Genomic DNA, 13597 nt, shown 5'->3' with positions numbered 1-13597 from the left:
CTTACTTGGGGCATGTTCGAGACCTGTTGGGGGATCCGCATGGCCGTCATCGAGACCCAGGCGACACTGCACGAGGCGCACCGCGACAACCACACCCACCGGGACGTGAACGGCGGGTGGCTGCGGCCCGCGGTCTTCGGTGCCATGGACGGCCTCGTCTCCAACCTGGCCCTGATCACCGGTGTCGCCGGCGGGGCCGTCAGTCACCAGACCATCGTCATCACCGGGCTCGCGGGACTCGCCGCCGGCGCCTTCTCCATGGCCGCCGGCGAGTACACCTCCGTCGCCTCGCAGCGTGAGCTCGTCGAGGCCGAGCTGGACGTGGAGCGCGGGGAGCTGCGCAGGCATCCGCAGGACGAGGAGGCCGAGCTGGCCGCGCTGTACGAGGCGAGAGGGGTCGAGGCGTCGCTCGCACGGGAGGTCGCCCGGCAGCTGTCCGCCGATCCCGAGCAGGCGCTGGAGATACATGCCCGCGAGGAGCTGGGCATCGACCCCGGGGACCTGCCCTCGCCGCTGGTCGCCGCCGTGTCGTCCTTCGGCTCGTTCGCGCTGGGCGCACTGCTGCCCGTGCTGCCGTTTCTGCTCGGCGCCACCGTGCTCTGGCCCGCCCTGCTGCTCGCGCTCGTCGGGCTGTTCGGCTGTGGTGCCGTGGTGGCCAGGGTGACCGCGCGGACCTGGTGGTTCAGCGGTCTGCGGCAGCTCGCCCTGGGTGGCGCCGCGGCCGGTGTGACGTACGCCCTGGGCAGCCTGTTCGGAACCGCCGTAGGATAGCTCGACCGCTACTTATGCGTTGGGCCGCATAAGTAGCCGTTACCCGCTGGTTTCGAACGCTTAACCACTGGGCATGAGCCGTAAGCACCGCAGGCAAGGACGCCTGACGTGCACCTGTGGGGTGACGACGACGCTCACCCTCGCCCCCCGCGGACCGATGGACACGGATCTGTCCGGATCGGTCCCCCACCACCTTCGCCGCATGAGCGGCACCGCGCCGTAAACCCCTGCGGCGTCCGCATGTTGGAACGGTGTATCCAGTTCCCGAGAACCGCTCCATCATGTAACCTGCGTGAAATTTCGCAACAAAAACGCAGAGGGCCAGCGTCGTCCCTCGGCACCTGCTATATGCCACTGACGACGACGGGAGAGCCGATGCGTACGCCGCGCCAGCCGTCCCAGCACTCCACGAATGGCCTGAACTGGTCTTTCATGGATGCTCGCCCTGCTGCGCAGGGTATGTACGACCCCCGCAACGAGCACGACGCCTGTGGCGTCGGCTTTGTGGCCACCCTCACCGGCGAGGCGAGCCACGCGCTGGTCGAGCAGGCGCTCACGGTTCTGCGCAACCTGGAGCACCGCGGCGCGACCGGCTCCGAGCCCGACTCCGGTGACGGCGCCGGCCTGCTCTCCCAGGTGCCCGACGCCTTCTTCCGTGAGGTGGCCGGATTCGAACTGCCGGCGGCCGGTTCGTACGCCGTCGGTATCGCCTTCCTTCCGGAGGACGGCATCCAGGACGCCGTCTCGCGGATCGAGACGATCGCCGACGAGGAGGGCCTCACCGTCCTCGGCTGGCGCGAGGTTCCGGTCGCCCCGGAACTGCTCGGCGCCACCGCCCGCTCCACCATGCCGGTCTTCCGGCAGGTCTTCGTCACCGACCACGCCAGCGAGGGCATCGCGCTGGACCGTCGGGCGTTCGTGCTGCGCAAGCGCGCCGAGCGCGAGGTGGGCGTCTACTTCCCCTCGCTGTCCGCCCGGACCATCGTCTACAAGGGCATGCTGACCACCGGCCAGCTGGAGCCCTTCTTCCCGGACCTGTCCGACCGCCGCTTCGCGTCCGCGATCGCGCTCGTGCACTCCCGGTTCTCCACGAACACCTTCCCGTCGTGGCCGCTCGCGCACCCCTACCGGTTCGTCGCGCACAACGGTGAGATCAACACCGTCAAGGGCAACCGCAACTGGATGGTGGCCCGCGAGTCCCAGCTGGTCTCCGACCTGTTCGGCCCGCAGGAGAAGCTGGACCGCGTCTTCCCGATCTGCACCCCCGACGCCTCCGACTCGGCGTCCTTCGACGAGGTGCTGGAACTCCTGCACCTGGGCGGGCGCTCGCTGCCGCACTCGGTGCTGATGATGATCCCGGAGGCATGGGAGAACCACGACTCCATGGACCCGGCCCGGCGCGCCTTCTACGGCTTCCACGCCACGATGATGGAGCCCTGGGACGGCCCGGCCTGTGTCACCTTCACCGACGGCTCCCAGGTCGGCGCCGTTCTCGACCGCAACGGCCTGCGCCCCGGTCGTTACTGGGTCACCGACGAGGGTCTGGTCGTCCTCGGCTCCGAGGTCGGCGTCCTCGACATCGACCCCGCCAAGGTCGTCCGCAAGGGCCGCCTCCAGCCCGGCAAGATGTTCCTCGTCGACACCGTCGAGCACCGCATCATCGAGGACGACGAGATCAAGGCGAGCCTCGCCGCCGCACAGCCCTACGCCGAGTGGCTGGAGGCCGGGGAGATCGAGCTGAGCGACCTGCCCGAGCGTGAGCACATCGTGCACACCCACGCCTCGGTCACCCGCCGCCAGCAGACCTTCGGCTACACCGAGGAAGAGCTGCGCGTCATCATCGCGCCGATGGCCAAGGCCGGAGCCGAGCCGATCGGCTCCATGGGCACCGACTCGCCGATCGCGGCGCTGAGCGAGCGCCCGCGGCTGCTCTTCGACTACTTCACCCAGCTCTTCGCGCAGGTCACCAACCCGCCGCTGGACGCGATCCGGGAAGAGCTCGTGACGAGCCTGCGCTCGTCCCTCGGCCCCGCGGGCAACCTGCTCGACCCGAACGCCGCCTCCTGTCGCTCGGTCGTGCTGCCCTTCCCGGTGATCGACAACGACGAGCTGGCCAAGCTCATCCACATCAACGCCGACGGCGACATGCCCGGCTTCAAGGCCGCGACCCTGTCCGGTCTGTACCGGGTCTCCGGCGGCGGCGACTCGCTGGCCGCGCGGATCGACGAGATCTGCGCCGAGGCCGACGCGGCCATCGAGAACGGCGCCCGGCTCATCGTCCTGTCGGACCGGCACTCGGACGCCGAGCACGCGCCGATCCCGTCGCTGCTGCTCACCGCTGCCGTCCACCACCACCTCATCCGCACCAAGCAGCGCACCCAGGTGGGCCTGCTGGTCGAGGCCGGAGACGTCCGCGAGGTCCACCATGTCGCCCTGCTGATCGGCTTCGGCGCCGCCGCCGTCAACCCGTACCTGGCGATGGAGTCCGTCGAGGACCTGACCCGCGCGGGCACCTTCCTGCCGGGCATGGAGTCCGAGCAGGCCATCCGCAACCTGATCTACGCCCTCGGCAAGGGCGTCCTGAAGGTCATGTCCAAGATGGGCATCTCCACGGTCGCCTCCTACCGGGGCGCCCAGGTCTTCGAGGCCGTCGGTCTCGACACCGCGTTCGTCGAGAAGTACTTCAACGGCACCGCCACCAAGATCGGCGGCGTCGGCCTCGACGTCATCGCCAAGGAGGTCGCCGCCCGCCACGCCAAGGCGTACCCGGCCTCCGGCATCGCGCCGGCCCACCGCGCCCTGGACATAGGGGGCGAGTACCAGTGGCGCCGCGAGGGCGAGCCGCACCTGTTCGACCCGGAGACGGTCTTCCGCCTCCAGCACTCGACGCGTGCCAACCGCTACGACATCTTCAAGAAGTACACGGACCGGGTGAACGAGCAGTCCGAGCGGCTCATGACGCTCCGCGGGCTCTTCGGCTTCAAGAGCGACCGGGAGGCCATCCCCGTCGACGAGGTCGAGCCGGTCTCCGAGATCGTCAAGCGCTTCTCCACCGGCGCCATGTCCTACGGCTCCATCTCGCGCGAGGCCCACGAGACCCTCGCCATCGCCATGAACCAGCTCGGCGGCAAGTCCAACACCGGTGAGGGCGGCGAGGACCCGGACCGGCTGTACGACCCGGCGCGGCGCAGCGCCATCAAGCAGGTCGCGTCCGGCCGCTTCGGCGTGACCTCCGAGTACCTGGTCAACGCCGACGACATCCAGATCAAGATGGCCCAGGGCGCCAAGCCCGGTGAGGGCGGCCAGCTGCCCGGCCACAAGGTCTACCCGTGGGTCGCCAAGACCCGGCACTCCACCCCGGGCGTCGGCCTGATCTCCCCGCCGCCGCACCACGACATCTACTCCATCGAGGACCTGGCCCAGCTGATCCACGACCTCAAGAACGCGAACCCGCAGGCGCGGATTCACGTCAAGCTGGTCTCGGAGGTCGGCGTCGGCACGGTCGCGGCCGGTGTGTCGAAGGCACACGCGGACGTGGTGCTCATCTCCGGCCACGACGGCGGTACGGGTGCCTCCCCGCTGACCTCGCTGAAGCACGCGGGCGGCCCCTGGGAGCTGGGCCTCGCCGAGACTCAGCAGACCCTGCTGCTCAACGGCCTGCGGGACCGGATCGTCGTCCAGACCGACGGCCAGCTGAAGACCGGCCGGGACGTGGTCATCGCCGCGCTGCTCGGCGCCGAGGAGTTCGGTTTCGCGACCGCGCCCCTCGTCGTCTCCGGCTGCATCATGATGCGCGTCTGCCACCTGGACACCTGCCCGGTGGGCGTCGCCACCCAGAACCCGGTGCTGCGCGACCGCTTCTCCGGCAAGGCCGAGTACATCGTCAACTTCTTCCGGTTCATCGCCGAGGAGGTCCGCGAGATCCTCGCCGAGCTGGGCTTCCGCTCCATCGAGGAGGCCGTCGGCCACGCGGAGACGCTCGACGTCACCCGCGCCGTGAACCACTGGAAGGCACAGGGCCTGGACCTGGCCCCGCTCTTCCACGTGCCCGAGCTGCCCGCGGGCGCGGCGCTGCACCAGACCATCGCGCAGGACCACGGCCTGGAGAAGGCCCTGGACAACGAGCTGATCAAGCTCGCCTCGGACGCCCTGGCCGCCTCCAGCGCCACCGACGCCCAGCCGGTGCGCGCCCAGATCAAGGTGCGCAACATCAACCGCACGGTCGGCACCATGCTCGGCCACGAAGTGACGAAGAAGTTCGGCGGCGCGGGCCTGCCCGACGACACCATCGACATCACCTTCACCGGCTCGGCCGGCCAGTCCTTCGGCGCCTTCCTGCCGCGCGGTGTCACGCTCCGCCTGGAGGGCGACGCCAACGACTACGTCGGCAAGGGCCTGTCCGGCGGCCGGGTCATCGTGCGCCCCGACCGGAACGCCGACCACCTCGCCGAGTTCTCCACGATCGCGGGCAACACCATCGCGTACGGCGCGACCGGCGGCGAGCTGTTCCTGCGCGGTCGTACGGGCGAGCGGTTCTGTGTCCGCAACTCCGGTGCGCTGGTGGTCTCGGAGGGCGTGGGCGACCACGGCTGCGAGTACATGACCGGCGGTCATGCGGTGGTCCTGGGCGAGACGGGCCGTAACTTCGCGGCCGGTATGTCCGGCGGCATCGCGTACGTCATCGACCTGAACCGCGACAACGTCAACGTCGGCAATGTGGACGCCGTCGAGGCCCTGGACGACGCGGACAAGAAGTGGCTGCACGACGTGGTGCGCCGCCACGCCGAGGAGACCGGCTCCACGGTCGCCGAGAAGCTGCTCGCCGACTGGGACGCGGCCGTGCAGCGGTTCAGCAAGATCATTCCTGGCACGTACAAGGCAGTGCTCGCCGCCAAGGACGCCGCCGAGCGAGCGGGTCTCTCCGAGACCGAGATCACCGAGAAGATGATGGAGGCGGCGATCAATGGCTGACCCGAAGGGCTTCCTGAACCACGGCCGTGAGGTCGCCAAGACCCGCCCCGTCGCCGACCGTGTCAGGGACTGGAACGAGGTCTACGTCCCCGGCTCGCTGCTGCCGATCATCAGCAAGCAGGCCAGCCGGTGCATGGACTGCGGCATCCCGTTCTGCCACAACGGCTGTCCACTGGGGAACCTGATCCCCGAGTGGAACGACTTCGCCTACCGCGAGGACTGGACGGCCGCCTCGGAGCGCCTGCACGCGACCAACAACTTCCCGGAGTTCACGGGGCGGCTGTGCCCGGCTCCCTGTGAGTCGGCGTGCGTGCTCGGCATCAACCAGCCGGCCGTCACCATCAAGAACGTCGAGGTCTCGATCATCGACAAGGCGTGGGACGCGGGCACCGTCGCCCCGCAGGCCCCGGAGCGCCTGTCCGGCAAGACCGTCGCCGTGATCGGCTCGGGCCCGGCGGGCCTGGCCGCCGCCCAGCAGCTCACCCGGGCCGGCCACACGGTCGCCGTCTACGAGCGCGCCGACCGCGTCGGCGGCCTGCTCCGCTACGGCATCCCCGAGTTCAAGATGGAGAAGCGGCACATCAACCGCCGTATCGAGCAGATGCGCGCGGAGGGCACCCGCTTCCGTACCGGCATCGAGATCGGCCGCGACCTCAAGGCGACCGACCTGAAGAAGCGGTACGACGCGGTCGTCATCGCCGCCGGCGCCACGACCGCCCGTGACCTCCCGGTTCCCGGCCGCGAGCTCAAGGGTGTCCACCAGGCGATGGAGTACCTGCCGCTGTCGAACAAGGTCCAGGAGGGCGACTACGTCACCTCCCCGATCTCGGCCGAGGGCAAGCACGTCGTCGTCATCGGCGGCGGCGACACCGGCGCCGACTGCGTGGGCACCGCCCACCGCCAGGGCGCGGCCTCCGTCACCCAGCTGGAGATCATGCCCAGGCCGGGCGAGGACCGGGCACCGCACCAGCCGTGGCCGACCTTCCCGATGCTCTACAAGGTCACCAGCGCCCACGAGGAGGGCGGTGAGCGGGTCTACTCCGTCTCCACCACCCACTTCGAGGGCGACGAGGACGGCAACGTCCAGTGGCTGCACCTCACCGAGGTGGAGTTCATCGACGGCAAGCTGACCCCGAAGCCGGGCACCGAGCGCCGGATCCCGGCCCAGCTGGTCACCCTCGCCATGGGCTTCACCGGCATCGACCGGGTCAACGGCCTGGTCGAGCAGTTCGGTCTCGACCTCGACGAGCGCGGCAACGTCGCCCGCGACGCCGACTTCCAGACCAACGTCCCCGGCGTCTTCGTCGCCGGTGACGCGGGCCGCGGCCAGTCCCTGATCGTCTGGGCGATCGCGGAGGGCCGCTCGGCCGCCAAGGGCGTCGACCGCTTCCTCACGGGCGTGAGCGACCTCCCGGCCCCGATCCGCCCGACGGACCGCTCGCTGATGGTCTGACCGACCCCGAAGAACGTCCCGTACAAAGGCGTACGGGCGGGTTATCTGGGGGGGAGACCCCCCAGACCCCCCACCATGCGGTGCCTGCCCGCCAGTCCCCGACCGGACGACTGGGCAGGTGCCGCAGCATTTTCCCGATCAAGTAATCTCGGCCTCCTGACCGTGAACCGGGGGGAGTGGGGATGGCCGCGATCAGTCTCAGCAAGGTGGCGGAGAGCGCGCCCGCGTTGGTCGGGTCGTACCGGTCGGCGGGGATCTCCCTCACCAAGCACGGACTCCACGGACTCCGGGCCGCCGTCTACCTGGTCGTCGACTACTCCGGTTCCATGAAGCCGTACTACGCCGACGGAAGTGTGCAGGCCCTCGCCGACCGGGTGCTGGGCCTCTCCGCGCACCTGGACGACGACGGCCGGGTCCCCGTCGTCTTCTTCTCCACCGACATCGACGCGGTCACCGACATCGAACTCGCCGAGCACGAGGGCCGTATCGAGAAGATCGCGGCCGGGCTCGGGCACATGGGCAAGACCAGCTACCACCTGGCCATGGACGCCGTCATCGACCACTACCTCGACAGCGGCGCCACCGTGCCCGCCCTGGTCGTCTTCCAGACCGACGGCGGCCCGATCAACAAGCTCGCCGCCGAACGCTACCTGTGCAAGGCGGCCAGGCTGCCGCTGTTCTGGCAGTTCGTCGGCTTCGGCGACCCGGACAGCAAACAGTTCGACTTCCTGCGCAAGCTCGACGAACTGGCGGTGCCGGGCAAGCGCGCGGTGGACAACGCGGGCTTCTTCCACGCCGGTTCGGACCCGATGAAGGTGCCGGACGGCCGGCTGTACGACCGTCTCGTCGGGGAGTTCCCGCAGTGGCTGGCGGCGGCCCGGGCGGCGGGCATCGTGCGAGCCGACTGAGCCGGTCGACTTTACGTCGCACCGTTGGCTGTCGGGGCCTGTCATGCCACCCTGAGGGGTGATCCGGCGGGGAGGCGACGCGACGTATGGACGACGCGGCACGAACGGTGAACGGCTCGGTACGGGTGGGGACTTCGGCGAGCAGGGAGAACCCGCCGGGCAAGGGTGAGAAGCTCGCGGACTGGGCCGACGGGCGGCTGGGGATATATGGCCTGGCCAAGGCCAACATGCGCAAGGTGTTCCCGGACCACTGGTCCTTCATGCTGGGCGAGGTCTGCCTCTACAGCTTCCTCATCCTGATCCTCACGGGCATCTACCTCACCCTCTTCTTCGAGCCCAGCGGCGCCGAGGTCGTCTACCACGGCTCCTACGAGCCGATGAACGGCATCATCATGACCAAGGCGTACGAGTCGACGCTGCACATCAGCTTCGACGTACGCGGCGGACTGCTGATCCGGCAGATCCACCACTGGGCGGCGCTGGTCTTCGTCGCCGGGATGTTCGTCCACATGATGCGGGTGTTCTTCACCGGCGCCTTCCGCAAGCCGCGGGAGGTCAACTGGCTGTTCGGCTGGACCCTGTTGTTCCTCGCCATCCTCACCGGCCTGACCGGCTACTCGCTCCCCGACGACCTGCTCTCCGGCACCGGCGTCCGGTTCGCCGACGGCGCGATCCTGTCGATCCCGATCGTCGGCTCGTACCTCTCGATGTTCCTGTTCGGCGGGGAGTTCCCGGGCCACGACATCATCTCCCGGTTCTTCCCGATCCACGTCCTGCTGCTCCCCGGGATCATGCTGGGGCTGGTGGTGGCCCACCTGATCCTGGTCTTCTACCACAAGCACACCCAGTACCCCGGGCCCGGACGCGACCAGAAGAGCGTCGTCGGCATGCCCTTCCTGCCGGTCTACATGGCCAAGGCCGGCGGCTTCTTCTTCCTCACCTTCGGCATCCTCGCGATCATCGGCGCCATCGCCACCATCAACCCGGTGTGGGCCTTCGGCCCCTACCGCCCGGACCTGGTGACCACCGGCGCGCAGCCCGACTGGTATCTCGGCTTCTCCGAGGGGCTGATCCGGGTGATGCCCGGCTGGGAGATCAACGGCTGGGGCCACACCCTGGAGCTGGGTGTCTTCATCCCCTTCTCGCTCTTTCCGCTCTTCCTCCTGGCCATCGGCGTCTATCCGTTCATCGAGGCGTGGATCACCGGCGACAAGCGTGAGCACCACATCCTCGACCGGCCGCGCAACGTGCCCGTCCGCACCGCTCTCGGCGTGGCCTGGCTCAGCGTGTACTTCGTGCTGCTGATCGGCGGCGGCAACGACGTCGTGGCCACCCATCTCCACCTCTCCATCAACTCGATCACCTGGTTCGTGCGGATCGCCGTCTTCGTCGTCCCCGTCCTCGCCTTCATCACCACCAAGCGGATCTGCCTCGGCCTGCAACGCCGGGACCGCGACAAGGTGCTGCACGGCCGGGAGACCGGCCTCATCAAGATGCTTCCGCACGGCGAGTACATCGAGGTCCACGAACCCCTCAGCCAGGACGGCCTGTTCGTCCTGACCCAGCACGAACAGAACCCGCCGTACGAGATCGGCCCGCTGGAGGACGCGAACGGCGTACGCCGAAAGGCCACGGTCGTCCAGCGGGTACGCGCGAGCCTGGCGAAGGGCATGTTCGGCCCGGAAACCCACATCCCGAAGCCGACGCGGGAGGAGTACAAGGAGCTCACGAGCGGCGATCACCATTAGGCGCCCCGAGGAGAAGCGCCCCTTTGGGGGCGCGGGGCTGTATTGGATATGCGGCTACCGCCGCGTGGGCGCGACCAGCCCCCACCGGCCCGCGGTTCACGTACGGCCATTGACAACCGTGTCTCTGCACTCCTCCGGCGTCCCCCAAGCCGCCTGCAACGCGCGCGCCTTGGTCAGCCACAACGACAGGTCGTACTCCGCCGTGTAGCCGATCGCCCCGTGCAACTGCAGTGCCGCCCGCGCCCCGGCGTATGCCGCCCCGCACGCGCTGAGCTTCGCCGCGGCCACATCCGACGGAGTCATCGTCACCGCCGCCCCGAAGACAACCGGCCGGGCGAACTCCAGCGCGATCTTCACGTCGGCCAGCCGGTGCTTGACCGCCTGGAACGAGCCGACGGGCACTCCGAACTGACTCCGCTGCTTCACGTACGCCACCGTGCTGTCGAGCAGTGCCAGCCCGACCCCCAGCGCCTGCGCGGCCACCGCCAGCCGGGCCCAGGTCAGCACATCCGCCCACGCAGGCTCCGCGCTGATCAGCTCGCCGACCGGGGCGAGCGGGGTGAGCCGGCGCGCGGGGTCCAGGGACCGGCGTACCGCACCGGCGCCGGGGGAGAGCCGCACACCCTCCGGCGTCGCGGCGAGCCGCAGGTCCGCCGCGTCCCCGTCCAGCGCGTACCCGTACCCGTGCTCGGCGACCGTCACCGTCGCCAGGTTCTCTCCCGAGGCGATCCCCGGCAGAAACCGCTTCGCGAGGTCGGTCCGCTCACCGAGCAGCACCGCCGCGGCCACCGTCTCCACCAGCGGCCCGGGCACCGCATACCGCCCCAACTCCACGAAAGCGAGGGCGAGTTCGACGGCTCGGCGCCCTTCCCCTCCGTACTCCTCGGGCACCGCGAGACCGAACACCCCCGCCGCGCCGATACGCCGCCACAGCGCCCGCCCGCTCGTATGCTCCCCGCGGCTCCACTCCCGGACCACCGCCGGTGTGTCCGCCGCCGCCAGCAGTGCCCGCAGGGAGTCCGCGAAGTCACGCTGTTCGGTGTCGAGGAGGAAACGCATGTCAGCGGCGTCCCTTCGGCAGGCCGAGCAGGCGCTCGGCGATGATGTCGCGCTGGATCTCGTTGGTGCCCGCGTAGAGGGGCCCGGCGAGCGAGAACACGTATCCCTCGGACCATGAGGTGTCCGCCATCTCGCCCTGGGTGCCCAGCAGATCGAGTGCCGTCTCGTGCAGCGCCAGGTCCAGTTCGGACCAGAACACCTTGTTCAGGCTGGACTCGGGGCCGAGCGACTCGCCGTCCAGGAAGCGGGAGGCGGCCGCGTAGGTGAAGAGCTGGTAGGCGCGGGCGCCGATGACGGCGTCGGCCACCCGGCCCGCGGCGGACTCCGGGGCGCCCCGTGTCCGCCACAGGTGCAGCAACCGGTCGGCGGCGGCCAGGAACCGGCCCGGCGACCGCAGCGTCAGCCCCCGTTCGTTCGCCGCCGTCGACATCGCTGTCCGCCAGCCCTGGCCCGGCTCGCCGATCACGTCCTCGTCGGGTACGAACACCTCGTCCAGGAAGAGTTCCGCGAAGGCCGGCTTGCCGTCGAGGCGGCCGATCGGGCGGACCGTGACCCCCGGGGCGCGCAGGTCGAACATCAGATAGGTGAGCCCCTGGTGCGGCTTGGGCGCGTCTGGATCGCTGCGGAACAGGCCGAACGCGCGGTCGGCGAACGCGGCCCGTGACGACCAGGTCTTCTGGCCGCCGAGCAGCCAGCCGCCGTCCGTCCGTACCGCCCTGGAGGTGAGGGAGGCCAGATCGGAACCGGCCCCGGGCTCGGACCAGGCCTGCGCCCAGACCACCTCGCCGGTGGCCATCGGCGGCAGTACCCGCGCGCGTTGTTCCTCCGTGCCGTGGTCGAAGAGGGTCGGCGCGAGCAGGCTGATGCCGTTCTGGCCGACCCGGCCCGGCGCGCCCGCCGCGTGGTACTCCTCCTCGAAGACCAGCCAGCGGATCAGCCCCGCGTCGCGGCCGCCGTACCGCTCGGGCCAGGACACCACCGACCAGCGGTCCGCGGCCAGTTCGGCCTCCCACGCGCGGTGCGCAGCGAAGCCCTCCGCGGTCTCCAGGGAGGGGAGCGGGGGGTCGGGTACGTGCTCCGTGAGCCAGGCGCGGGCCTCGGCGCGGAACTCCTCGTCGGCCGGGGTGTGGGTGAGGTCCACGGTCGCCGTCACCATCCTTCCCTAACAAGTGTTTGGTAGGTTAGCGTGGTCGTATGACAGGCGTCGAGAGTCCGGAGTACGTGCCCGGGCACGGGCTGCTGGCAGGACGCACGGCCGTCGTCACCGCCGCGGCCGGGGCGGGGATCGGCGGTGCCACCGCACGCCGCTTCCTGGAGGAGGGCGCGCGCGTACTGATCAGCGACGCGCACACGCGACGGCTGAAGGAGTACGAGGCCGAGCTGGCGGGTGCGCATCCGGGCGCCGTGACCGCGCTCCCGTGCGATGTGACCGACGAAGCCCAGGTGCGGACCCTGTTCGACGCCGCCGTACGGGACCACGGGCGGCTGGACATCGTCGTCAACAACGCAGGTCTGGGCGGGACTTCGGCTCTGGTCGACATGGACGACGAGCAGTGGGCGCGGGTCCTGGACGTCACTCTCAACGGCACCTTCCGATGCCTGCGCGCCGCACTGCGGCTCTTCCGCGAGAGCGGACGGGGCGGGGTCGTCGTCAACAACTCCTCCGTCGTCGGCTGGCGCGCCCAGGCCGGCCAGGCGCACTACGCCGCCGCCAAGGCCGGCGTGATGGCGCTGACCCGGTGCGCGGCGATCGAGGCGGCCGAGTACGGGGTGCGGGTCAACGCCGTGGCGCCGAGCCTCGCCATGCATCCGCACCTGGTGAAGGTGACCTCCGCCGAACTGCTGGAGGAGCTGACCGCACGCGAGGCCTTCGGCCGGTACGCCGAGCCCTGGGAAGTGGCCAACGCGATCGTCTTCCTGGCGTCCGGCTACTCCTCCTACCTCACGGGAGAGGTCGTCTCCGTCAGCAGTCAGCATCCCTGACCACCGGAGTGCTCACAATGGACCCGTGCCGACCAAGAAGAAGCCCCAGGTGACCGCCACGAACAGGCGCGCGGCCGCCGCCGCTCCCGCTCGACGCCGCGAACTCCTCGAAACCGCCGCCGAGGTCTTCGCCGAGCAGGGCTACAACGCCACCACCGTACGAAAGATCGCGGACCACGCGGGCATGCTCGCGGGCAGCCTCTACTACCACTTCGACTCCAAGGAATCGATGCTGGAGGAGATCCTGCGGACCTTCCTCGACGAGCTCTGGGGCGGCTACGACATCGTCCTGGACGCCGGACTCGGTCCACGCGAGACCCTCGAAGCCCTGGTCACCGAGTCCTTCCGGGAGATCGACCGGCACCGCGCCGCCGTCGCGATCTACCAGAAGGAGAGCAAGCAACTGGTCGCGCAGGAGAGGTTCGCCTTCCTCGCCGATTCGCAGCGCAAGTTCGAGAAGGCGTGGCTGGCCACGCTGGAGCGCGGGGTCGCCGCGCACGTCTTCCGCGCCGACCTCGACGTCCGCCTCACCTACCGGTTCGTGCGCGACACCGTGTGGGTCGCCGCCTCCTGGTACCGGCCCGGCGGACAGCACAGCCCGGAGGAGATCGCCCGGCAGTACCTGTCGATGGTGCTGGACGGGATCGCCGTCCGTGAGTAGCTCACCCATTCGCTGAAAACCCCTTTCTGGTCAGGGAGTTGCT

Annotated in this window: 9 protein-coding genes; 7 read left to right on the top strand and 2 right to left on the bottom strand. The window is 69.8% G+C overall.

The features are described from left to right. Positions 1-39: 39 nt before the first annotated feature. From AB0D59_RS21220 to AB0D59_RS21200, 5 genes are all read left to right on the top strand, one after another. A complete protein-coding gene (locus AB0D59_RS21220; protein WP_362567872.1) occupies positions 40-771 on the top strand; it encodes a VIT1/CCC1 transporter family protein in 732 nt (243 codons plus the stop codon). A gap of 375 nt (positions 772-1146) precedes the next feature. Next, the gene (gene gltB, locus AB0D59_RS21215) at positions 1147-5742 is read left to right on the top strand and encodes a glutamate synthase large subunit (protein WP_362567358.1); all 4596 of its coding nucleotides are present in this window, start codon (positions 1147-1149) and stop codon (positions 5740-5742) included. Beyond that, the gene (locus AB0D59_RS21210; protein WP_362567355.1) at positions 5735-7195 is read left to right on the top strand and encodes a glutamate synthase subunit beta; all 1461 of its coding nucleotides are present in this window, start codon (positions 5735-5737) and stop codon (positions 7193-7195) included. The genes gltB and AB0D59_RS21210 overlap by 8 nt, the downstream gene beginning before the upstream one ends. Positions 7196-7377: 182 nt before the next feature. Next, the gene (locus AB0D59_RS21205) at positions 7378-8103 is read left to right on the top strand and encodes a VWA domain-containing protein (RefSeq protein ID WP_362567353.1); all 726 of its coding nucleotides are present in this window, start codon (positions 7378-7380) and stop codon (positions 8101-8103) included. 86 nt (positions 8104-8189) lie between these two features. Then, the gene (locus AB0D59_RS21200; RefSeq protein ID WP_362567350.1) at positions 8190-9851 is read left to right on the top strand and encodes a cytochrome bc complex cytochrome b subunit; all 1662 of its coding nucleotides are present in this window, start codon (positions 8190-8192) and stop codon (positions 9849-9851) included. Positions 9852-9947: 96 nt separating this feature from the next. On the opposite strand, the gene AB0D59_RS21195 is transcribed toward AB0D59_RS21200, so the two are convergent. Both AB0D59_RS21195 and AB0D59_RS21190 read right to left on the bottom strand, forming a co-directional pair. After that, positions 9948-10910: an acyl-CoA dehydrogenase family protein gene (locus AB0D59_RS21195; protein WP_362567347.1), complete on the bottom strand. Its 963-nt coding sequence runs from the start codon at positions 10908-10910 to the stop codon at positions 9948-9950. Between the two features lies 1 nt (position 10911). After that, positions 10912-12051: an acyl-CoA dehydrogenase family protein gene (locus AB0D59_RS21190; protein WP_362567870.1), complete on the bottom strand. Its 1140-nt coding sequence runs from the start codon at positions 12049-12051 to the stop codon at positions 10912-10914. A gap of 53 nt (positions 12052-12104) precedes the next feature. Here AB0D59_RS21190 and AB0D59_RS21185 point away from each other — a divergent pair, with 53 nt between their 5' ends. Together AB0D59_RS21185 and AB0D59_RS21180 are read left to right on the top strand one after the other, a co-directional pair. Continuing rightward, a complete protein-coding gene (locus tag AB0D59_RS21185) occupies positions 12105-12893 on the top strand; it encodes an SDR family oxidoreductase (protein ID WP_362567345.1) in 789 nt (262 codons plus the stop codon). 25 nt (positions 12894-12918) lie between these two features. After that, positions 12919-13554, top strand: coding sequence for a TetR/AcrR family transcriptional regulator (locus AB0D59_RS21180; RefSeq protein ID WP_362567343.1), 636 nt, complete (start codon positions 12919-12921; stop codon positions 13552-13554). Positions 13555-13597 lie beyond the last annotated feature (43 nt).

Origin of the sequence: Streptomyces sp. NPDC048417, assembly GCF_040651615.1 — a bacterium.
Lineage (GTDB): Bacteria > Actinomycetota > Actinomycetes > Streptomycetales > Streptomycetaceae > Streptomyces.
Note: the sequence above shows the minus strand (reverse complement) of the source record. Positions and strands in the feature narration are given on the sequence as shown.